The sequence below is a fragment of the Bradyrhizobium genosp. A genome (genome assembly GCF_049949275.1).
In the GTDB taxonomy this organism is placed as follows: Bacteria; Pseudomonadota; Alphaproteobacteria; order Rhizobiales; family Xanthobacteraceae; genus Bradyrhizobium.
The window spans coordinates 4601287-4623823 of the sequence record NZ_CP188196.1; the positions used below are offsets into that span (position 1 = coordinate 4601287).

Genomic DNA, 22537 nt, shown 5'->3' on the forward strand with positions numbered 1-22537 from the left:
TAAGGGAGTGCTAATCCCCCCTGCCCGCACTATGGATCGTCGTGCCCGGGCTTGTCCCGGGCACGACGGAGGCTCGAACCGTATCAGCCGTGATGCTTGGCGACGTGCGCGGCGAAGGCGTCGATGTAGGCCTGGAGCACACCCTTCAGCGAGTCCTTAGCCAGGTTGCCTTCCGCATCGAAGGCGTCGCCCACCGCGTTCAGGTAGATCTCGGGCTGCTGCATGATCGGGCCGGCGATGCCCGGCAGGATGTTCTGCAGCGTCTTGGCGGCGCTGACGCCACCGAGCGGGCCCGGCGAGTTGGAGATGATGCCGACCGGCTTGCCGTTGAACGAGCTCTTGCCATAGGGCCGCGAGGCGACGTCGATGGCATTCTTCAGCACGCCCGGGATAGCGCGATTGTACTCCGGCGTGACGAAGATAACGCCGTCGGACTTCTGCAGCTTCTCGCGGAAGGCCAGCCAGTCAGCGGGCGGCGCACCCTCGAGGTCCTGGTTGAAGAAGGAGATGCCCTCGAGCGTGACGGCCTCGAGCTTGAGAGAAGCCGGTGCGAGCTTGGTGAGCGCTTTGGCGATCTTCAGCGAGAAGCTGTCCTTGCGCAGGCTGCCGGCGATCACGACGATGTTGTAGGCCATGGATTGTCCTTGAAACCTTGAGGGGAAGTGCCGGGCGGCACTTAAGCGATCGGGACCGATGGATGCAAGTGCATGAACCGGTCCAATTTGGAAACGCTGTGTTTCTGAAACCGTCGCCCAAAACAATTGGGCCGCCAAGCGGCGCCCCGATTTTTCGTGCAAATCTGCAAAGGGGATCAGATCGTCGGATTCCACGCCGACGGGATCAGGCGATACTTGAGATGTTCCCTTCTGAGCGCGCTTACGGTTTTTCCGCTTTCAACGCGGCGGAATAATCTCCCGCTTCGCTCAGAAGGCAAGACCTCTTTGGTTGACCTGCCGTCGCAGATCACGAAGATTTATTCGGATTGATGAGGAATTTTTCGCCGGTGGCACGTTTGGCGTACACTGCGATGTTGGCGGGATCGAGCGCTTCCTGCAGCGACACCACCTTGGTGTAGTGGCTGGCAAAGGTGGTCTTCAATTCGCTCACGACGCGCTGACGCAGACGTCCGATGTCGGCAGGTCCGATCTTCTGCAGGAACGGAGTCAAGAGCCAGCCGCCAACGCCCCAGGCCATGCCGAAGCCGCGCGGCAGTTCGATCGGACGGACATCGAGCGCGCCGTAGACGTAGACCTGCTTGTGTACGCTGGAGCCGTAACGGCTGTACTCCTTCGCGGTCTTGTTGATCGCGATTTCCATGCAGTTGAGGATGTCGCCGGCGAGCTTGCCGCCGCCGATGGCATCGAAGGCGATGGTGGCGCCGGTCTCGACCAGCGCAGCCGTGAGATCGTCGAGGAAATCAGGCGCGCTGGAATCGACGACGTGCTTGGCGCCGATCTTCTTCAGGATCTCCGCCTGCTCCTTGCTGCGCACGATGTTGACGAGCCCGATGCCGTCCTTGATGCAGATCTTGTTCAGCATCTGGCCGAGATTGGAGGCGGCTGCCGTGTGCACCAGAGCCTTATGGCCTTCGCGCCGCATCGTCTCGGTCATGCCGAGCGCAGTGAGGGGATTGACGAACCAGGACGCGCCCTCGGCCGCCGTCGTGCCCTCGGGCAGCGGCTGGCAGTCCCTCGCCTTCAGGGTCCGGTACTGCGCGTACATGGCGCCGCCGATCATCGCGACCGTCTTGCCCATCAGCGCCTTCGCAGCATCGGACGAGCCGGTCTTGATGACGACGCCGGCGCCCTCATTGCCGACCGGCAGGGCTTGGTCGAGCCGCGCTCCCATTGCGCGCATGGCACCGTCAGGCACCTTCGCGGTGATGATTGGCGCCTTTTTCGTGCCGGACGCCTTGGCCGTGCTCATGTCGGCAGCGCCGACGAGCAAGCCAAGATCGGACGGATTGATCGGCGCCGCCTCGATGCGGACGACGACCTCGTCGTCCGCGGGCTCGGGGGTTGGCACGTCGACGAGCGAGATTTCGAGCTCACCGCTTGTCTTGATCAGCGAACGCAGTTGCAGTCCGGTCTTGCCGTCGCTCATGTCGATCCTCCCCTGTCAGTGTTCAAGCGCTGGCTTATGCCAGCGCCTTCAGTGCCGCCTTGCCGCCGTAGAGCGCCTGCTTGCCGAGCTGCTGCTCGATGCGGAGCAGCTGGTTGTATTTGGCGGTGCGATCGGAACGTGCAAGGGAGCCGGTCTTGATCTGACCGCAATTGGTGGCAACCGCGAGGTCGGCGATGGTGGAATCCTCGGTTTCGCCCGAGCGGTGCGACATCACCGAGGTGTAGCCGGCCTTGTGCGCCATCTCGACGGCGGCGAGCGTCTCGGTCAGCGTGCCGATCTGGTTGACCTTGATCAGGATCGAGTTGGCACGGCCGGCCTTGATGCCTTCGCCGAGGCGCTTGACGTTGGTGACGAAGAGATCGTCGCCGACGAGCTGGCACTTCTTGCCAATGAGATCAGTGAGCTCCTTCCAGCCGTCCATGTCGTCTTCCGACATGCCGTCCTCGATGGTGACGATCGGATAGCGGCCGACCAGGTCTGCAAGATACTTGGCTTGCTCGGAGACCGAACGGGTCTTGCCTTCGCCTTCATAGACGTACTTGCCATCTTTGAAGAATTCGGTCGAGGCGCAGTCGAGGCCGATCACGATGTCGGTGCCCGCCTTGTAGCCGGCCTTGCCGATGGCGTTCATGACGAATTCGAGCGCGGCATCCGCCGACGGCAGGTTCGGGGCGAAGCCGCCCTCGTCGCCGACATTGGTGTTGTGGCCGGCCTTCTTCAGCTCCGACTTCAGCGTGTGGAATACTTCCGCGCCGTAGCGCAGGCCCTCGGCGAAGGAGGACGCGCCCACGGGCAGGATCATGAACTCCTGGAAGTCGATCGGATTGTCGGCGTGCACGCCGCCATTGATGATGTTCATCATCGGCACCGGCAAGAGCCGCGCCGAGGTGCCGCCGACGTAACGGTAGAGCGGCATGTCGAGCGAGTTCGCGGCCGCCTTGGCGCAAGCGAGCGAGACGCCGAGAATGGCGTTGGCGCCGAGCCGGCTCTTGTTCGGCGTGCCGTCGAGGTCGATCATGATCTGGTCGATCTGGGCCTGCTGCTCGGCATCGAGGCCGCTCAGCGCCTCAAAAATCTCGCCATTGACGGCGCCGACCGCCTTGGTGACGCCCTTGCCGAGATAGCGGGCCTTGTCGCCGTCGCGCAGCTCGACCGCCTCATGGGCGCCAGTAGAGGCGCCTGACGGCACCGCGGCGCGGCCGAGCGCGCCATCTTCCAGCACGACGTCGACTTCGACGGTGGGATTGCCGCGGCTATCGAGGATTTCGCGTCCGATGATATCGATGATGGCGGTCATGATGTGCACTTCCGTTCGTTGGAGCTGATCGGTTCGCCGCGGGTCTTACACGGAGCGCAAGCAAATGTGAACGCTTAGGCGAGTCGGCTCGACTGACGCGCGAAGAGCCTCGGATTATGCTCCACGGCATCTGGTCCGCGCGTCCAACCTCAATCTGAAACAGTCGGGGTAACGCCATGAATCGCCGCCAGTTTCTTACTTCGAGCGCAGCTCTCCTCGCAACCCGCGCCAGTGTTGCCCTGGAAGGCCCGTTCCGGACGAAATATTTCCCGGTAAGCCCAGGCATCGGCCTGCACGATCTCGCCCCCGCCCCAGACGGCACGGTCTGGTTCACCGCACAGGGCACGGGCATGCTCGGCCGGCTCGATCCGAAGGATGGCACCTTGAAGACGGTCAGCCTCGGCGACGGCGCCGCCCCGCACGGCGTGACCATCGGCCCCGACGGGGCGCCCTGGATCACCGAGGGCGGCCAGAACGCGATCGCGCGGGTCGATCCGTCCCAGCTCAAGGTCACGCTGTTCCGCCTGCCCGAAAAGTTCGCCTACGCCAATCTCAACACCGGCGTGTTCGACAGAGCCGGCACCTACTGGTTCACTGGCCAGTCCGGCTATTACGGCCGCCTCGCGCCGCGATCCGGCGCGATGGACGTCTTCAAGGCGCCCAAGGGTGTTGGTCCCTACGGCATCGCTGTGACGCCCGCGGGCGATGTCTGGTACGCCTCGCTCGCCGGCAGCTACATCGCGAAGATCGATCTCGCAACCGGCCACGCCAATGTCGTCGAACCGCCGACCCCAGGCCAGGGCTCGCGGCGGGTCTGGTCGGATTCGAAGGGCCGAATCTGGGTCAGCGAATGGAACAGCGGCCATGTCTCGGTCCATGATCCCGCAGACGGCTCCTGGAAAACCTGGAAGCTGCCGGGCGAGCATCCCCGCACCTACGCCGTCTATGTCGACGACAGGGACAAGGTCTGGCTGACGGACTTTTCCGCCAACGCGATTGTCCGTTTCGATCCCGTGACTGAGCAGTTTAACGTCTTCGCCAGCGACAAGACCAATGCCAATGTCCGCCAACTCGACGGAAGGCCGGGCGAACTCTGGGGCTGCGAGTCCGGCAACGACCGGATTGTGCTGATTCAGACAATCGCCGCTGGTTGACGGCGGCAGCGTTTGCGTCCATCCCGACGTCTGCGAAAGGACGTTATGATGGCGAAAAAATCCCTCCAGCTCGGCCGCGCGGTCGAGTGGCCGCACACACCGGAAGAAGCCCAGCTCGACCGCGTGCCCAATCCGCAAAAGGATACGGATTATCTTGTCCGCTTCACCGTGCCGGAATTCACCTCGCTCTGCCCGGTGACGGGCCAGCCGGATTTCGCCCATCTGATGATCGACTACGCCCCTAGCCAGTGGCTGCTGGAATCGAAGTCGCTCAAACTCTACATCGCGAGCTTTCGCAACCACGGCGCCTTCCACGAGGACTGCACCGTGATGATCGGCAAGCGCATCGCCGCCGAGATCAAGCCGAAATTCTTGCGCATCGGTGGCTATTGGTACCCGCGCGGCGGCATTCCGATCGACGTGTTCTGGCAGACCGGCCGCGTGCCAAAGGGCCTGTGGGTCCCGGAGCAAGGCGTCGCGCCATATCGTGGGCGGGGCTGAGTCCGCGCGGGCGTTGCGACCTACAGATGTTGGACTCTGCAGATGCACGTGGTCCTGATCCAGCCACAATTTTGAATTTTTCACGGCATCATTTCGTGACGCGCTTGAGCGGCAAATCGAATCTTTGAATCGCAAAAGCGTTCCACGTCTCGCGAAAAATTTGTGCGGCGAATTGTCACGCAAGCGTCGTCTGCTAGGTGTTGTCTTCCGGCCGTCACTCGTACTCCGGGAGAGTCCTCATGGTTGTGATCAGCGGAACACATACGTTTACATCGGGCACACCAATCGGTGCCACGTCGCCCGATTCCATCACGATCGAGAACGGAACATTCTTCGTTGAATACGGCAACGGCGCGGATTCGCATGGCGCGTCGGGCTCCAGCACGATCGTGCAGTACGACACGCACGGCACCGTCGAACATACCTACAGCATCGCGGGATCAGTCGATGGCTTGAAATACAACCCCTATACCGGTCAGATCTGGGCGCTCCAGAACCAGGACGGAAACTCCACGCTGACCCTGATTGATCCCGTCACTCACAAGGTGACCGGTCCGCTGAGCTTTGCCAATCCGTCCGCGACGCGCGGCTATGACGACGTCGTCTTCAAGGGCGACAAGGTCTTCCTGAGCTACACCAATCCGAACGGTGTCGGCGATCCGACGCTGGTCGAGCTGCTCAACGGCGACCATCCGAGCGGCACGCTGCTGACGACCACTGTTTTGGCCGATGGCGCGATGGGCATCAACACGGTGACCGGCGCGACGGAAGTCGTTCCGCAGTCCGATCCGGACTCGCTCAAGCTCGCGGCCAACGGCGATCTGATCTTCACCGACAACGCCGACGGCACGATCATCGACGTGCAGAATCCGGGGACCAGCAGCCAGGCGATTTCGTTCACGACGATCAAGGGGATTCCGGCGGGCTCAGTCGGCAATGCCGGCCTCGACGACGTGATCAGGCCGGGCGCGACGGCCGGCACGTTCTACATGACCGACACGAAATCCGGGAACGTCTATTCGTTCCACGCGAGCGGCCTCAACACCAATGACTACTATGCCTCGGTTGCGAGCCTCGGCGGCTTTGGCCAGGTCGATCCGACCACCGGCGTCTTCACGCCGCTCGTCACGGGCGCGCAATTCGCCTCGGCACATGGACTGGTTTTCGTACCCGACAAGCATGCACCCGTCGTGCCGCATGTCGATTCCATCGGTACGTTTGCGACGCCCCCCAACGGCGCCAGCGGACTGGATTCGATCACCGTCGCCGGAAAATACGTGTTCGTGGAGTACGGCAACGGCGTCGACTCCACCGGCGTGGTGCCGGGCAACAGCACGATCATTCAGTACGACAAGGCCGGCAATTTCGTGCATGCCTATTCGATCGCAGGATCGGTCGACGGGTTGAAGTTCAACCCTGAGACCGGAATGGTGTGGGCGCTGCAGAACCAGGATGCGCGCTCGTCCCTGACGCTGATCGACCCCAACACCCAGACGATCGCGGCGCATTTCGACTACGCCAACCCCTCGACCTCGCGCGGCTATGACGACGTCGTTTTCAAGGGCCAGGACGTCTTCCTGAGCTACACCAATCCGACCGGCAATGGCGATCCGACCATCGTCAAGCTTCTGAACGGCCCGAGCCCGAAACCTGGCGACCTGCTGACCACCGCGCCGGTACTCCTCGATGGCACGATGGGATACGACACGGTGACCGGCAAGATGGAGCTGGTCCCGCAGACTGATCCGGATTCGCTGAAGCTTGCCGCCAACGGCGATCTGATCTTCTCCAGCAACGCCGACGGCGCGATCATCGACATCCAGAATCCGGGGACCTCCAAGCAGGCAGTGGCCTTCACGCCCATCAAGGGAATTCCCGCGGGCTCCGTGGGCAATGCCGGATTGGACGACGTCATCAAGCCGACCGCGACGTCTGGCACATTCTACATCTCGGACGCAAAAGACGGCCACGTGATCACGGTGCATGTCAGCGGCCTCGACCCCAACGCCTATTATGCCTCGGTCGGTTCGCTCGGTGCATTCGGTCAGGTCGACGAGAACACCGGCGTGTTCACCGCGCTGGTCTCCGCGGAAAACGCGCCGGGCTTCACCTTCGGTTCGCCGCACGGCGTCGTCTTCGTTCCCGACAAGAACGCAGCCCCGTTCCCTGAGGTCGGCCCGATCAAGAATTTCGAAGCTCCGCTCGATGGTTCGACGCAGCCCGATTCGGTGACGACCGCGCACGGCTCGACATTCGTCGAGTATGGAAACGGCGCCGATTCGACCGGCGCCGGAGGTTCGAGCACCATCCTTCAGTACGACAAGGCGGGCAAGATCGAATTCTCTTACTCCATATCAGGCTCGGTCGACGGCCTGAAATACAATCCGGTGACAGGTGATATCTGGGCGCTGCAAAACCAGGACGGCAACAGCACCATCACGCTGATCAACCCGATCACGCATGCGGTGTCCGCGCCGCTCAGCTTTGCCAATCCGTCGGCGACGCGTGGCTATGACGACGTGGTGTTCAAGGGAAGCGACGTGTTTCTGAGTTACACCAACCCGAATGGCACGGGCGATGCCGTCCTGGTGGAGCTCGTCAATGGCGACCACCCGGCCGGGACCCTGACGACCAAAGCGGTGTTGATCGACGGCGCAACCGGCCTCAATACCGTGACCGGCAAGATGGAAGTCGTGCCGGTGAGCGATCCGGACTCGCTGAAGCTCGCGCCGAATGGCGATCTGCTGCTGACCAGTGGCGCCGACGGCGCCATCATCGACGTCAAGAATGCCGGCACGGTCCATCAATCGGTGTCGTTCACCGATGTCGCCGGCGTCCCGAAGGGAAAAGCCGGTCTCGACGACGTCATTCGGCCGAATGCCACGTCCGGCACCTTTACCCTGACGGATACGGCGACCAACAAGGTCTATTCCTTCCACGTCACAGGCCTGAACCCCAACGACTACTATGCCTCGGTTGGAAGCCTGCATGCCTTCGGACAGATCGATCCGGCCACCGGCCTCTTCACGGCGCTGCTGTCGGCCGACAACGCCCCCGGCTTCTCCTTCAGCTCGCCACATGGCGTCACCTTCACCGCCGATCCGCCCCCGGTCGTCGGCAAAGTCGATCATATCTCGACCCTGGCGGACGCGCCGTCCGGCAGCAAATCGCCCGACTCGATCACGGTGACGCATGACGGTATCTGGGTCGCCTACACCAATGGCGCGGACTCTACTGGACAATCCGGGCACAGCACGATCGTCGAATATGATCGCTCGGGCCAGATCGACCAAAGCTTCCAAATCGCCGGCTATGTCGATGGCCTGAAGGTCGATCCCACGACCGGCAATATCTGGGCGCTTCAGAACCAGGACGGCAATTCCACCTTGACGATCATCGATCCGGATGATCACAGCCTCGGCAAGCTCCTCGCCTATGCCGTTCCGTCGACAACACGCGGCTACGACGACGTGGTTTTCACGCACGGCAAGGAATTCCTGAGCTATACCAATCCGACCAGTCCCGGCGATCCGACGTTGGTGCAACTCACCAACGGCGACGACCCGCATGGTCCCCTGAAGACCAAGCCGATCCTCGATTTTGGCGACAAGGGTCTCAATCTGGAGACGGGCAAGACCGAGGTCATTCCGCAGAACGATCCGGACTCACTCAAGCTCGCGCCGAATGGTGACCTGCTGCTGTCGAGCGGCAGCGATCAGGTCATCATCGACGTGCACGATGCCGGGACCTCGCATCAGTCGGTCACCTTCACCAAGGTGCAGGGCGTGCCGGCTCAAGCCGGGCTCGACGACGTTCTCAAGGTCGACGCGCACGCTGGAACGTTCTATATCTCGGATACCGCGGACAACCGTGTCCTCTCGGTTCATGCCACGGACCTCAATACCAGCGATTACTTCGCCTCGGTCGGCGATGCCTTCGGTGCGGTCGATCCCAAGACCGGCAAGTTCACCGCACTCGTCTCTGCCAGCGATGCGCCCGGATTCAAGTTCGGGAGCGCCCATGGCGCCGCGTTCGTCGCCGATCAAGGTTCTGCGCCGGCCGCGCCCAGCCAGCCGGTCACGGTCGATGCCAACCGCGATGGCTTCGTCTTTGCCAATAGTTCCCCAAGCAGCTTCGCCAACAGCAACCCGCCCGTGATCGCGGCCAACCAGCCGGGAGCCGCGCTTTCGCAGCTGGCGACCGACGCGCTGGCGGCACAGCACAGCCATTTGCCAGATGCCACGCAGGATGCGTTGCAAATCCATTGGTCGCACGATCAGCACGGTTTCCATCTGGCTTGATGAGCGAAAGAGCAACAAGCCGGGCGTGCGCCCGGGAGGACGACGTCCCCCGGGCGCGACCCAAATTATTGGCGTCAGGTCGGCGCGTTGCTTGAGCGACCGGTCGCAGACCAAGCCCTTCGCGTCACGCCACCGCGCGGACCTTGCTGATGAAGCTGTCCACCTCGCCCGTGAGCGAGGTCGACTGGCTCGACAGATCGGCGGCCGCCTTCAGCACGCCGGACGCAGCGCGGCCGGTCTCGTTCGCCGCCGACGAGACGGTTGCGATGTTGCGTGTCACGGTCGAGGTCGCTTCGGCCGTGTGCTGTACGGTGTTGGCGATCTCGGCGGTCGCCTTGTTCTGCTCCTCGATCGCGGCGGCGATGACACGGTTGATGCTCGAGACTTCCTCGATGGTCTTGACGATGCCGTCGATGGCGGAGACCGCCTTTTGCGTCGCGCCCTGGATCTGCGTGATCTGGGCGCTGATCTCCTCCGTGGCCTTCGCGGTCTGCGAGGCAAGGTTCTTCACCTCGCTTGCCACGACCGCAAAACCGCGTCCGGATTCGCCGGCACGCGCGGCCTCGATCGTCGCGTTCAGCGCCAGCAGATTGGTCTGGCCTGCGATCGAGGTGATGAGGCCAATGACCTCGCCGATCCGGTCGGCGCCGTCGGCGAGCGCCCGCATGGTGCTGTCGGTCTCCTTGACGGTGACGACCGCATGTTCGGTGGCGCGGCTTGCCTGCTCGACCTGGCGGTTGATCTCGCGGATCGAGGCATTGAGCTCCTCGGCCGCGGCCGCAACCGTCTGCACGCCGCCGCCGACCTGGTCGGCCAGCGTCGAGGCCGAGCCGGCCTGGGCCTGGGCCTCCGCCGCCGTGCCCGACATCGAGCGCGCCGTCGTCTCCAGCTCGCCTGAGGCGCTCGACAGCGTCTGCACCATCTGGCCGATCCGGCTTTCAAACTGGCGCACGAGCCCCGTGAGCTCGCTCGCACGCTTCTCCTTGTCGGCGCGCTCGGCCGCCTGATCGCCCGAGAGGCGCTCGGCGCTGATCATGGCCTCCTTGAACACCTGCAAGGCCGACGCCATGCGGCCGATCTCGTCATTGCGGTCGAGGCCCGGCACGTCGCTTCCGAAATCATGCGCGGCAAAACGGGTCATGACGCTGGTGATCGCAGTCAGCGGCCGGGTGACGCGGTTGCGCATCAGCATGAGTCCGCCGACGGTCAGCGCCAGCGAGGCCGGCAGCAGCAGGCCGAACAGGATCAGGCTGATGCGGGCGCGGGAGGCGCCGTCTTCGGCGCGCGCAATCATGTTGGCGAGCGCGATCTGCGTAACCGTGACGACCTTGTCGGCGCCCACAAGCTGGCGGTCGCGGTAGTCGAGGCCGACAACGCCGGCAGGCTCGCCGGCGAGCAGCTTGGTCGCAATGGCATTGCGCTCATCATTGAGCGCGCCGGAGATCTCGGGCTCGGCGTCGCGGATCGCTTGGAGCAGCTCGGGCGAAGCGACGTTCGGGGAGAGATCGCGCACGACCAGCCAGGACTGCTGGACGCGGCCGCGCAGGTCGGCGAAGGCCACGCCGTCGGTCGCGGTCCAGGCCTTGTTGGCGAGGATCGAGGAGAACTGGACGAGAATGGTCTGGCCGGCATTGGCGCGAACCTGCCAGGACGCCTGCTTGGCGATCAGGAGGCGATCGACCACGGGATCGATCAGCGTCATCGCATTGTCGATATGGGCGGTGACGTCGCCGATTGCGTCCATATAGGCGTCGCTGACCTTGGCCCAGGACGGCGTCAGGCCCGCTTCGCGCGCACCCTTCTCCTGCTTCAGCGCGGTGACCGCGTGCGGCCGCAACTCCTCGAGCTGCGTCCAGGCACGGCGGAGCTTGTCGAGCTTCTCGGCAAGACCAGGCGCATCGACCAAGGTGAGGCTTTCCAACGCCCGCGCATAGTTCTTCTGCGCCGTGGCACGCTGGTCGGCGAGATCGGTGATGATGCTGTCGGGCGCGGGCGCAGCTGCTGCGAGATAGCTCAGCGTATTGCCGCGCTCCAGGCGGAAAACTACCAGCGCGTTGGTCAGGTCGCGGCTCGCCACCGCGAGCGAGACGATGCGATTGCTGTCGGAGTAGCGCGTCACCGCCAGCTTCAGCGCATAGGCGCAGATGAGGACCAGCACGATTCCGAGAGAGCCAACCACTGCCCCGAGAATGCGGGCGATCGAACGTTGCTTTTGCATCTGGCGATCCGATTGAGTGATACCGCAACCGGCGGCTTGCCGGCACTCTACGAACCGAACGGTGAGATTTGATTTAAGATCGAAGGGATTACGCTACCGTTCCTTTCCGGGAAAATACGGAGGGCCGGTAATCCGATACGTCCGTCAGGCCCGCGCGTCGGACGGTGCCCGCGGCTTGAGCAGCGCGGCGCAGGCAAGGCCCAGCAGCACCATGAGCACGGCGCTCGCGACCAGGGTCGGTGCCTTGCCTGCGTGCGCAAGCCCAAACCCGTAAGCGAGCGGTCCGACCGTCTGGCCCATGAAGAAGAAAAACGAGTGCAGCGACATCGCCGTCGCCCGCGCCTCGACCGACAGCTCGCTGGCGAACACCTGCAAGCAGCCATGGATCATGTAGAAGCCCCAGCCCATCAGCAGCATGATGCCGAATTGGACCTTCCAGCCGGGCCCGAGGGCGAGGGCGGCGAGCTGGAGCGCGACGAGGCTCGCACCCGCGATCATCATTCCCTTGACGCCCAGTCGTGGCAGGAAGCGCGAGACCGTGAACGTGTAGAACAGCCCACCGACCGCGAAACCCGCGATGACGATGCCGGCGATCGACAGCGAGGTCTCGCCGAGATCGAACAGCAGGGCGGCGATGAAGGGAAACAGGCCGAACACGCAGCAGCCCTCGACGAACACAGCCGAATAGCAATAGCGCGCGTTGGGATTGGCAAGGATGGTGCGATAGCCTTGCCGCAACGTCTTCAGATCGCTCTTCGGCGGCGCCGTCAGCGCGGCCCCGCGAAAGCCCGCCGCGACCGCGACGGCCGCAATCAGCCCGAGCGCACCGATGATCACGAGCACGCCGCGCCAGCCGACGAGATCGCCGATGATGCCCGAGGCGGTCGCGCCGAGCAGATTGCCGGTCATCGAACCAGCCAGCGTGCGCCCGATCGCCACCTGTCGCTTCGCCGGCGCGACGAGGTCGGCGGTGAGGCCGAGCGCAACCGGAAACACCCCGCCCGAGGCGATGCCGGCGAGCATGCGGCTCGCGAACAGGCCCGAGAAGGAGGTCGAGAGCGCGCCCAGAATGCAGGCGACGCCGAGCAGCGCCAGGCACAACGTCATCAGCCGCGCCTTGCCGAACAAATCGGCCGCCGCGCCGACGATCGGCTGGATCAGCGCGTAGATCAGGGCATAGCCGGCTGCGATGCTCGCGGCCGTCGTGATGCTGATCGAAAACTCCTCCGCGACATGCGGCAGCACCGGATCGAGCGCGCGCGTCGACAACGCAGCGGAGAAGCTGGCGAGCGCGATGATATTGATCGCCGGCGGAAATTTTTGATCGGATGACGACCTGCCGACGGGTTCGTGCATCAGCGCGCAGAACCCTTGGCGAGCGTATCGAACGCCATCAAGGTGCGGATCAGCCCTTCGAACTCACGCAACGGCACCATGTTGGGCCCGTCTGAGGGCGCGCGATCCGGATCGGGGTGAGTCTCGATAAAGACGCCGGCGACGCCGACGGCCACGGCCGCGCGCGCCAGCACCGGCACGAATTCGCGCTCGCCGCCGGAAGAAGCGCCCTTCCCACCCGGCTGCTGCACCGAATGGGTGGCATCGAAGATCACGGGCGCGCCGGTCGTGCGCGCCATGATCGGCAGCGAGCGCATGTCCGAGACCAGCGTGTTGTAGCCGAACGAGGCGCCGCGCTCGGTGACGAGCACGTTGGGATTGCTGGCGCTGGTGATCTTGGCGACGACATTCGTCATGTCCCAGGGCGCCAGGAATTGCCCCTTCTTGACGTTGACGACCTTGCCGGTGGCGGCCGCGGCGAGCAGCAGATCGGTCTGCCGACACAGGAAGGCCGGGATCTGCAGGACGTCCACGGCCTGCGCGACGTCGGCGCATTGCGCGGCATCGTGAACGTCGGTCAGCACGGGCAAGCCCAGCGAGGACCGGATCTCGGCGAAGATCGGCAGCGACTGCGCCAAGCCGAGGCCGCGCACCGCCGACGCGCTGGTGCGGTTGGCCTTGTCGAAGGAGGTCTTGTAGACGAGGCCGATCTTCAGCCGCGCGGCGATCTCCTTCAGCGCGGAGGCGACCTCCAGCGCATGCTGACGGCTTTCGAGCTGGCAGGGTCCTGCAATGATCGAGATCGGCAGATCATTGCCGAATTTGACCGTGCCGACGCTAACGACCGGAGCCGCGGATGATGAAGAGCTCAAGGCCAATTCCCTCGTTTCGCCGCGACCATAGCGGCGATGAGGGGCCGATCAACCCCGTTCGGCCCGGACTATCAGAATATCAGGGTTGCGCGCGGGGTCCGCGCCGCAACCCGTGCCGGAAAGGCGCTACTTGACCGACGAGAAGGCGGTCGGCGTCAGGAGCTGGCTGACGATGTTGCCGACGATCTGGCCGTCGGCTTCGCTCTCGGCGCGTGCCTTCATCCAGTCCGGGTCGGTCATGAACTTGCCCCACTTCGCCTCGCGATCGGCAAGCGACTCCCAGGCCAGGAAATAGGTCAGCTCCTGGTTGGATTCACCGATCAGCGTGGTGTAGAACCCGGCCTGGCGGATGCCGTGCTTCTCCCAGATTTTCAGCGTCGCCGTCTCGAACCGCTTCAACAGCGCCGGCAGGCGGCCGGGCAGGCAGCGATAGATGCGCATTTCGTAGATCATTGTTGTTTTCCTCCTTGAACAGGTGCGGAGGTTATAACGATCGGCCCTGATGCTGTCTTGAGCCCTGCCCGGCCGCCCCCCGCCGCGTTTCGCGCATGGCTGGTCCTGTTCCCGCAATGCTGCCGCAATGATCGGGCCGCTAGAAGGGTTCAATGCGGTTGAGGTGCCGGATCATGCGGATTTTGCTCGTCGAGGATGAGGCGGAGATGGCCACGGCGCTTTCGTCGGCGCTCAGGCGCTACGACATGGTGGTGGATCACGCCCCCACGCTTGCGGACGCGGAGGAAGCGATTTCCGCCGACGTCCATGCCGCCGTCCTGCTCGACCGCCAGCTTCCCGACGGCGACGGCCTCGCCCTGATCCCGAAGCTTCGCGCGCGCGCCGACGGCGTGCCGATCATTGTCTTGACCGCGCGCGGCGAGCTCGCCGACCGCATCGCAGGACTCGACAGCGGCGCCGACGATTATCTTGCCAAGCCGTTCGCGGTCGAGGAGCTATTGGCGCGATTGCGTGCGGTGCTGCGGCGGCCCGCGGGCCTGTCTCCGGACGTCATCCGCGCCGGCCGCCTCGCCTTCGATGTCGGCCATCGCGAGGCCAGCATCGGCGGCCAGCCGTTCGAGCTGCCACGCCGCGAGCTCTTGGTGCTCGAAGCCCTGATCCGCCGGATGGGCCGCACGGTGCTGCGCTCGGCACTCGAAGAGGCCGTCTACAATTTTGACGACGAGATCCAATCGAATGCGCTGGACACCCATGTCTCGCGGCTGCGCCGCAAGCTCACTGATGCCGATGCCGGCGTGGAGATCCACGGCATTCGCGGCGTCGGCTATCTCCTGAAGAAGCTGCCAACCTGAAGAAGCCAACATGAGCAGGCACGACGATCCCTATTGCTTGCGCTCGCGATTGAGCTGGCGCCTGCTTGCGCTCCAGGCCGCACTGTTGCTGGCGCTTGTTGCCGTCGTCGTCGGTGCGCTCTGCGCCTCAGGTTTCGTGCTCGCGGAGCGCGACGAGGATCGCGTGATCGATGTCGTGCAGCGCGCGCTCGCGCGTAACGCTAACGGCGACCTGAGCCTGCGGTCGACGCCCGATATGAAACAGCTGCGTGCCGAGACACCGGATCTCTGGTTTCTGGTCCGCGACCGGCAAGGACATTCACTCACCGAAGGTGCCGTGCCGGCGGGATTCGCGGCGATCGGCGGCGGCCTCGACCAGATCAGCCAGGCCCGGCTCGGCTGGCAGATGTTTGAAGACGATCCACGCAAGCCGGCGGCGCGGCTGAAGCGCGTCGACACCGATGCCGGCAATGTGCAGATCATCACGGCGACGCAAGGCAGGCTGACCGGCGCCAAGGCGCTGTTCATGACCTCGCTGGCGTTTCTCGGCATCGTCCTGCCCGGCCTGCTCGTGATGGGCACCGCGACCTTCATCGCGACGCCGATCATCGTGCAACGTGCCTTCCGGGGGTTGGATGCGACCGCGGATCAGGCGCGGCGCATCGACATCCATCAGCGCGGTGCGCGGCTGTCGGTGGAGAACGTTCCGCTGGAGGTCGTGCCGCTGGTCACCGCGGTCAACGACGCGCTGGCGCGGCTTGACCAGGGTTATGCCCGTCACAAGCGCTTTGTTGCGGATGCCGCGCACGAACTGCGCACACCAATCGCGATTCTGAACACGCGGCTGGAATCGCTCCCCTCCGGTCCGGACAAGACCCGGCTGCTGGAGGATGCCGCGCGGCTGGCGACGCTCGCCGAGCAATTGCTCGACATCCAGCGACTCGACCGCTGCGGTCATCCCTTCACGCGCGTCGACCTCGTCGCGATGGCGCAAAGCGCGGCTGCCGACCTCGCGCCGCTCGCGATCGCCGCGGGCTACGAGCTGGAGCTCGATGCGCCCGCGACACCGATCGAGACGATCGGCGATGCAGCCGCCCTGGAGCGCGCGCTGACCAATCTCGTGCAGAACGCGATCCAGCACGGCCCTCGCCGCGGCACCATCGGCATTCGCGTGAGCAAGCCGGCCTGCATCGAGGTCACCGACGAAGGCGCCGGCATTCCCGCTGATCAACGCGAGCAGATCTTCGAGCCGTTCTACCGGCTCACGCCGCTCGATCGCGGCGCCGGCCTCGGACTCAACATGGTGCGCGAGATCGTGCTCCTGCATGGCGGCCAGGTCTCGGTCACCGACGGCGTGGACGGCGGCACCTGCTTCAGAATGACGCTGCGGCCAAGCCCGTAGATTTGATTCAATCCGCGTTCGTAGCTCACCGCGCAATGCTGTCGCAATCTGCTCCCGCGACAGTGCATCCGCCTCACCTCCAAGAGGTGCCATCGAGATGCCGGAGTGCGCATGCCCAACGATTTCCTGTCCTTCTTCCTGTCCTGGATGTCTTCGCCGAGTCGGGTCGGCGCGATCGCGCCATCGGGCGCGGCGCTCGCCGATCTCATTACGCGCGAGATCACCGAGAAGACCGGCCCGATCCTCGAGCTCGGTCCCGGCACCGGCGCGTTCACCTACAAGCTCTTGAAGCGCGGCGTCAGGCCACAGGATCTCACGCTGATCGAATACGGCTCGGACTTCATGAAGCTCTTGCAAATGCGCTTCCCTGGCGCGCGCGTGCTGTGGATGGATGCGGCACGGCTGGCGACGGAGCGGCTCTACGACGGTGCGCCGGTCGGCGCCGTCGTGAGCGGCCTGCCGCTGCTCAACATGTCGACGCGCAAGGTCGTCTCGATCCTCGGTGGCGCATTCAGCTATGTCCGCCCCGGCGGCGTCTTCTACCAGTTCACCTATGGAATGAGCTGCCCGATCCCGCGTCCGGTGCTTGATCGTCTCGGCCTGCGCGCAACGCTGGTGGATCGCGCCTTCCTGAACGTGCCGCCGGCCGCCGTCTACAAGCTGACGCGGCGGCCGCAGATGACACTCATCGCAGGATCGGTCGCGCCTGACGCTTCAGCACCGCTCGTGCGCGAGGCGCTGCGTCGCGAGCACGACTTCACCGCGATGCCTTGAAGGAATCAGACCAATCGGCTCTGCACCATCGCCGCCTGGATGAACGAGGCGAACAGCGGGTGCGGCTCGAACGGCCGCGACTTCAGCTCGGGGTGGAACTGGACGCCGATGAACCAGGGATGATCCTCGTACTCGACGATCTCCGGCAGCACGCCGTCGGGCGAGAGGCCGGAGAATTTCAGGCCGTGCTGCTCGAGGCGGTCCTTGTAGGCGGTGTTGACCTCGTAGCGATGGCGGTGGCGTTCCGAAATCTCGGTCGCGCCGCCATAGACCTCCGAGACGCGGCTGCCGCGATTGAGCGCAGCGGGATAAGCGCCAAGCCGCATCGTGCCGCCGAGATCGCCGGCCTGCGAGCGCTTCTCAAGCTCATTGCCGCGCAGCCATTCCGTCATCAGGCCGACCAGCGGCTCCTTGGTCGGACCGAACTCGGTGGAGTTGGCCTCCTCGATGCCGACGAGGTTTCGCGCCGCCTCGATCACCGCCATCTGCATGCCAAAGCAAATGCCGAAATACGGCACGTCGCGCTCGCGCGCGAACTGCGCCGCCTTGATCTTGCCTTCCGCGCCGCGCTGGCCGAAGCCGCCCGGCACCAGGATGCCGTTGACATGCTCGAGGAACGGCGCCGGATCTTCCTTCTCAAAGATCTCGCTCTCGATCCAGTCGAGATTGACCTTGACCTTGTTGGCGATGCCGCCATGGGAGAGCGCCTCGATCAGCGACTTATACGCATCCTTCATGCCGGTGTATTTGCCGACGATGGCGATGGTGACATTGCCCTCGGGATTCCGGATGCGCTCGTTGATCTGGTGCCAGCTCTTGAGCACCGGCGGGATGCGCGATTCGATGCCGAAGGCGGCGAGCACTTCGTCGTCGAGGCCCGCCGCGTGATAGGCTTCGGGCACGGCATAGATGCTGTCGGCGTCGCGCGCCTCGATCACGGCGCTCTCGCGCACGTTACAGAACAGGCCGAGCTTGCGCCGCTCTTCCTTCGGGATCTCGCGATCGGTACGACAGAGCAGGATGTCCGGCTGGATGCCGATCGAACGCAGCTCCTTCACCGAGTGCTGCGTCGGCTTCGTCTTCAGTTCGCCGGCGCTCGGGATGTACGGCAGCAGCGTGAGATGAATGTAGATGGCATGATCACGCGGCAGCTCGTTCTTGAGCTGACGGATCGCCTCGAAGAACGGCAGGCCCTCGATGTCGCCGACGGTGCCGCCGATCTCGACCAGCACGAAGTCGTAATCGTCATTGCCGGACAGGACGAATTCCTTGATCGCGTTGGTGACGTGCGGCACCACCTGGATGGTCGCGCCGAGATAATCGCCGCGGCGTTCCTTCGAGATGATGTCCTGGTAGATGCGCCCCGTCGTGATGTTGTCCTGCTTCGTCGCAGGCCGCCCGGTGAAGCGCTCGTAGTGACCGAGATCGAGATCGGTCTCCGCGCCGTCATCGGTCACGAACACTTCGCCGTGCTGATACGGCGACATCGTTCCGGGATCGAGGTTGAGATAGGGATCGAGCTTGCGGAGGCGGACCTTGTAGCCCCGGGCCTGCAGCAGGGCACCGAGTGCCGCTGAAGCCAAACCCTTGCCGAGCGAAGAAACCACGCCGCCGGTGATGAATATGTACCGCGCCATGGGACCTAACCTCTAATCCCTCGAATCCGATTCGCCAAAGCGATTCGTATTCCGCCCCTAACAATCTGCGGGCCTGTGGGTGAGCCAAAACTATGAGTGGTGACAGAGCCTTGATGGGGATTGCTGATGCAGGACGGTAGCCACCGCCCTGCATGGCCCCCCTGCTTTATTGTGAGCGAGGCACCTGCGGGCCGCTCGGCGCTGCCGGGGCCTGCTGCTGCTCGTCCGCCTTCTTCAGCGTATCCAGAATGCCGCCCGAAGTCGGCGGGGTGATCGGCCCACCGCCGGCCGGCTGGGTCTGCGACGCCGGCTGGCCGATGATCGAGGACGGCGCACGGTTGTAGCCAGCGTACCAGGACAGGAACAGGCTGGTCAGGAAGAAGCCGGCGGCGAGGATCGCGGTGGTCCGTGACAGCAGATTCGCGGTGCCCCGGCTCGACATGAAGCCCGCGCCTCCGCCCATGCCGAGGCCGCCGCCTTCCGACTTCTGGAGCAGCACGGCACCGATCATGACGGCAACGATCATGAGGTGGATGACGATGACAACAGTCTGCATAGTATCCTTCCGTCACAAGCCGACAGCGCCGAGACGGCGGCCGATCGCGCTTCGCGGGTTTTCCTGAAGTTGCGCGGTGTTACACGATCGGAAGGGGCATTGCCACCCCCGATCGGCCACGGCCGCGCGTTACCCCTACCTAGGGGCAGCCTTTGGCGATCGCAAGGAAATCGGCCGCTTTCAGGCTGGCGCCGCCGACCAACGCGCCGTTGACGTTTTTGTCCGCCATCAGCTCGGCCGCGTTCGACGGCTTGACCGAGCCGCCATACAGGATCCGCATCACCGCCCCATCCGCCTTGAACCTGATGGTCAGGAGTTCCCGAATAAAGCCATGAATCTGCTCGACATCCTTGGCCGTGGGGGTCAGTCCCGTGCCGATCGCCCAGACCGGCTCATAGGCCACGACCAGATTGGCCGCAGCGGAGCTTTCCGGGAGCGAGCCGTTGAGTTGGCCGCGGACGATGTCCAGGGTCTGCCCGGCATCGCGCTGGGCTTGCGTCTCGCCGATGCAAACGATCGCGACCGCTCCCGCTCGCCAGGCCGCTTCCGCCTTTTGCCGGATCAGGGCATCGCCCTCGCCGTGGTCGGCGCGGCGCTCGGAATGGCCAACGATGATGGCGGTCGCACCCGCGTCCGCCAGCATTTCGGCTGCGATATCGCCGGTATGGGCGCCGGAGGCCTTGGGATGGCAATCCTGGGCCCCTACGGCGACCTTCTTGCCGCGCGCCTTGTCGGCAAAGGCCGCGATCAGGGTCGCCGGCGGGCAGACCAGCAGATCGGCCTTGCCGGCCACCTCTGCCGCGCCATTTAGCATGGCGTCGAATTCGGCGGTCGCGGCCTTCAGGCCGTTCATTTTCCAATTGCCGGCGATCAGCGGTCGGATGGCATCGGTCATGTCAATTTCCAGCAAAATGAGGTTTGTGCATGCGCTAGCAGAGGCGCCGCGGCAGTTCCAGATTCTTGTTTTGACGCGTTTTCTTGACGCAAACCGGGGTCCACTTCGCTCGAAAACGCTCTGGGGCCTTTAACCGCAGATCCGAAGGCCGGCCTGCCCTGAGGTTGCGGGGGGAAAGCCACCACTTTATGATGGCATATCAATTTGGTGAGGCGCTTCTGCGGAATCTGCATTAAGACGCGCTCCCGTTCCCCTCCTGCCAAACAAGTTGGACCAAATGCTTCGAGGAATGCGCAAGGCCTCATCAAACTGGGTCGGCAAGACCATCATGGCCGTCGTGATGGGCGTGTTGATCATCAGCTTCGGCGTTTGGGGGATTGCCGACATCTTCCGGGGCTTCGGCCAGTCTACGGTGGCCAAGGTCGGGCACACCGAGATTTCGCTCAACGAGTTCCGCCAGATCTACACCGACCGCCTCCAGCAAATCGGCCGCCAGTTTGGCCGCCCGCTGACGCCGGAACAGGCACGCGCGTTTGGCCTTGATCGCCAGGTGCTACAGCAGACAATTGCGGAAGCCTCCCTCGATGAAAACGCGCGCCGGCTCGGGCTCGGCCAGTCCGACGACCAGATCCGCCAGCTCATCATGAACGACCCGAACTTCAAGAGCGTTGATGGCAAATTCGATGCGAACCGCTTCCAGGGCCTGATCCGCAATTTCGGCTACACCGAGCAGCGCTACGTGGCCGAGCAGCGCAAGGTGGCATTGCGCCGGCAGATCACCGGCACGATCGGCGCCGGGCTCGAGCCGCCGCGGGCCATGCTCGACGTCGCGACGCGCTTCCAGAACGAGCAGCGCGCGATCGAATTCGTCAGGCTCGACACGGCGCAGGCAGGCAGCATCGACGCGCCCTCGCCCGAGGCGCTCGCCGCCTATTTCGAGGATCACAAGGTCCAGTTCCGCGCGCCCGAATTTCGCAAGATCGTCTTCGCCGTGATCTCGCCTGAGGAGATCGCCAAGTGGAGCGACGTCTCCGATGACGACGCGAAGAAACTGTTCGATCAGCGCAAGGACCTGCTCGCCACACCGGAGAAGCGCCAGATCCACCAGATCGTGTTCCCGAACCTCGCCGAGGCGCAGGCCGCGCGCGAGCGCCTCGCCGGCGGACTCTCCTTCGAGGACCTCGGCAAGGAGCGCGGACTGAGCGCGACCGACGTCGACCTGGGGCTCGTGGCCAAATCCGCACTCGAACCTGCCGTCGGCGATGCCGCCTTCGCGCTTCCCGCAGGCGAGATCAGTCAGCCGATCCAGGGCCGTCTCGGCGTCTCGATCGTCAAGGTCGACAAGATCGAGCCGGGCGTCGAGGCCGACTACGGCAAATTTGCCGGCGACGTGAAGCGCCAGATCGCAACCGAGCGTGCGCGCGTCAGGGTCGGCGAGCTCCGCGACAAGATGGAAGACGAGCGGGGCGCCGGCACCAGCGTCGCCGATGCCGCGCAGAAGCTCGGGCTCACCGCCGTGACCATCGATGCCGTCGACCGCTCGGGCCGCGCGCCGAACGGGCAGACCGTCGCCAACATTCCGCAGGGCCTCGATGTGGTGTCGCAGGCCTTCAACAGCGACATCGGCGTCGACAACGACCCGATCTCGTTCAAGGGCGGCTATGTCTGGTACGACGTGCTCGCCATCACGCCGTCGCGCGACCGCAACCTCGACGAGGTTCGCGACCAGGTCGAGGCCCGCTGGCGCCAGGACCAGATCGCCGCCAAGCTCAAGACCAAGGCGACCGAGATGGTGCAGAAACTCGAACAGGGCGGCAAGCTCGCTGACGAGGCGGCTGCGATCAACACCAAGGTCGAGACCGCCAACGGCTTCAAGCGCGATGATCAACCGGCCGGCGTGCCGGCGAACATCGTTGCGGCCGCTTTCCGTACCGCCAAGGACGGCGTCGGACAGGCCCCCGTGACCGGCGGCAGCGAAGTCATCGTCTACCGCGTCACCGACGTCGTCGAGCCCACGGTCGATACCGCCTCCGATGCCGTCAAGAAGCTGAAGGAGGGCATCGACAAGTCGCTGACCGACGAGCAGGTTGCCTCCTACGTCAACAAGCTTGAAGCCGACATCGGGACCACCATTAATCAGGCCGCCTTCGCGCAAGTGACCGGCGCGAACCAGTGAATTGAAAGCACG

17 protein-coding genes are annotated in these 22537 nt (G+C 64.4%); 7 read left to right on the top strand and 10 right to left on the bottom strand.

Annotated features, from left to right (window positions below):
• Positions 1 to 83: 83 nt before the first annotated feature.
• The 3 genes from ACP2YP_RS21390 to eno all read right to left on the bottom strand — a co-directional run bounded on the left by ACP2YP_RS21390 (position 84) and on the right by eno (position 3421).
• Positions 84 to 635, bottom strand: coding sequence for an NADPH-dependent FMN reductase (locus ACP2YP_RS21390; protein ID WP_426418337.1), 552 nt, complete (start codon positions 633 to 635; stop codon positions 84 to 86).
• A gap of 328 nt (positions 636 to 963) precedes the next feature.
• Positions 964 to 2103 (bottom strand): zinc-binding dehydrogenase, encoded by a 1140-nt coding sequence (locus ACP2YP_RS21395; protein WP_426418338.1) that lies wholly within the window; start codon positions 2101 to 2103, stop codon positions 964 to 966.
• Between the two features lie 34 nt (positions 2104 to 2137).
• Positions 2138 to 3421, bottom strand: coding sequence for a phosphopyruvate hydratase (gene eno / locus ACP2YP_RS21400; RefSeq protein ID WP_426418339.1), 1284 nt, complete (start codon positions 3419 to 3421; stop codon positions 2138 to 2140).
• 176 nt (positions 3422 to 3597) lie between these two features.
• Here eno and ACP2YP_RS21405 point away from each other — a divergent pair, with 176 nt between their 5' ends.
• From ACP2YP_RS21405 to ACP2YP_RS21415, 3 genes are all read left to right on the top strand, one after another.
• A complete protein-coding gene (locus ACP2YP_RS21405) occupies positions 3598 to 4575 on the top strand; it encodes a virginiamycin B lyase family protein (protein WP_426418340.1) in 978 nt (325 codons plus the stop codon).
• Positions 4576 to 4623: 48 nt separating this feature from the next.
• Complete coding sequence (queF, locus tag ACP2YP_RS21410) at positions 4624 to 5076, top strand: preQ(1) synthase (RefSeq protein WP_426418341.1); 453 nt, start codon at positions 4624 to 4626, stop codon at positions 5074 to 5076.
• A gap of 239 nt (positions 5077 to 5315) precedes the next feature.
• A complete protein-coding gene (locus ACP2YP_RS21415) occupies positions 5316 to 9377 on the top strand; it encodes a hypothetical protein (protein ID WP_426418342.1) in 4062 nt (1353 codons plus the stop codon).
• Positions 9378 to 9501: 124 nt separating this feature from the next.
• Here ACP2YP_RS21415 and ACP2YP_RS21420 read toward each other — a convergent pair whose 3' ends face one another.
• The 4 genes from ACP2YP_RS21420 to ACP2YP_RS21435 form a co-directional block, all read right to left on the bottom strand.
• Positions 9502 to 11595, bottom strand: coding sequence for a methyl-accepting chemotaxis protein (locus ACP2YP_RS21420; protein ID WP_426418343.1), 2094 nt, complete (start codon positions 11593 to 11595; stop codon positions 9502 to 9504).
• Between the two features lie 144 nt (positions 11596 to 11739).
• A complete protein-coding gene (locus ACP2YP_RS21425) occupies positions 11740 to 12951 on the bottom strand; it encodes an MFS transporter (protein ID WP_426418344.1) in 1212 nt (403 codons plus the stop codon).
• The gene (gene kdsA, locus ACP2YP_RS21430; protein ID WP_426418345.1) at positions 12951 to 13802 is read right to left on the bottom strand and encodes a 3-deoxy-8-phosphooctulonate synthase; all 852 of its coding nucleotides are present in this window, start codon (positions 13800 to 13802) and stop codon (positions 12951 to 12953) included. The genes ACP2YP_RS21425 and kdsA overlap by 1 nt, the downstream gene beginning before the upstream one ends.
• Before the next feature lie 126 nt (positions 13803 to 13928).
• Positions 13929 to 14255 (bottom strand): NIPSNAP family protein, encoded by a 327-nt coding sequence (locus tag ACP2YP_RS21435; protein ID WP_426418346.1) that lies wholly within the window; start codon positions 14253 to 14255, stop codon positions 13929 to 13931.
• Between the two features lie 173 nt (positions 14256 to 14428).
• Here ACP2YP_RS21435 and ACP2YP_RS21440 point away from each other — a divergent pair, with 173 nt between their 5' ends.
• The 3 genes from ACP2YP_RS21440 to ACP2YP_RS21450 all read left to right on the top strand — a co-directional run bounded on the left by ACP2YP_RS21440 (position 14429) and on the right by ACP2YP_RS21450 (position 17261).
• Complete coding sequence (locus ACP2YP_RS21440) at positions 14429 to 15106, top strand: response regulator transcription factor (protein ID WP_426418347.1); 678 nt, start codon at positions 14429 to 14431, stop codon at positions 15104 to 15106.
• A gap of 10 nt (positions 15107 to 15116) precedes the next feature.
• Positions 15117 to 16487, top strand: coding sequence for a sensor histidine kinase (locus ACP2YP_RS21445; protein WP_426418348.1), 1371 nt, complete (start codon positions 15117 to 15119; stop codon positions 16485 to 16487).
• Positions 16488 to 16598: 111 nt separating this feature from the next.
• Entirely contained in the window at positions 16599 to 17261 is a 663-nt protein-coding gene (locus tag ACP2YP_RS21450) for a class I SAM-dependent methyltransferase (RefSeq protein WP_426418349.1), read from the top strand.
• Positions 17262 to 17266: 5 nt separating this feature from the next.
• Here ACP2YP_RS21450 and ACP2YP_RS21455 read toward each other — a convergent pair whose 3' ends face one another.
• From ACP2YP_RS21455 to tpiA, 3 genes are all read right to left on the bottom strand, one after another.
• Positions 17267 to 18898, bottom strand: a complete 1632-nt coding sequence (locus ACP2YP_RS21455) for a CTP synthase (protein WP_426418350.1) — start codon at positions 18896 to 18898, stop codon at positions 17267 to 17269.
• A 166-nt stretch (positions 18899 to 19064) separates the two neighbouring features.
• On the bottom strand, positions 19065 to 19454 hold the full coding sequence (secG, locus tag ACP2YP_RS21460; RefSeq protein WP_426407260.1) for a preprotein translocase subunit SecG: 390 nt from the start codon (positions 19452 to 19454) through the stop codon (positions 19065 to 19067).
• 139 nt (positions 19455 to 19593) lie between these two features.
• On the bottom strand, positions 19594 to 20349 hold the full coding sequence (gene tpiA / locus ACP2YP_RS21465; protein ID WP_426418351.1) for a triose-phosphate isomerase: 756 nt from the start codon (positions 20347 to 20349) through the stop codon (positions 19594 to 19596).
• 277 nt (positions 20350 to 20626) lie between these two features.
• Between tpiA and ACP2YP_RS21470 the strand changes: the two genes are divergently transcribed.
• Entirely contained in the window at positions 20627 to 22525 is a 1899-nt protein-coding gene (locus ACP2YP_RS21470) for a SurA N-terminal domain-containing protein (protein WP_426418352.1), read from the top strand.
• Positions 22526 to 22537 lie beyond the last annotated feature (12 nt).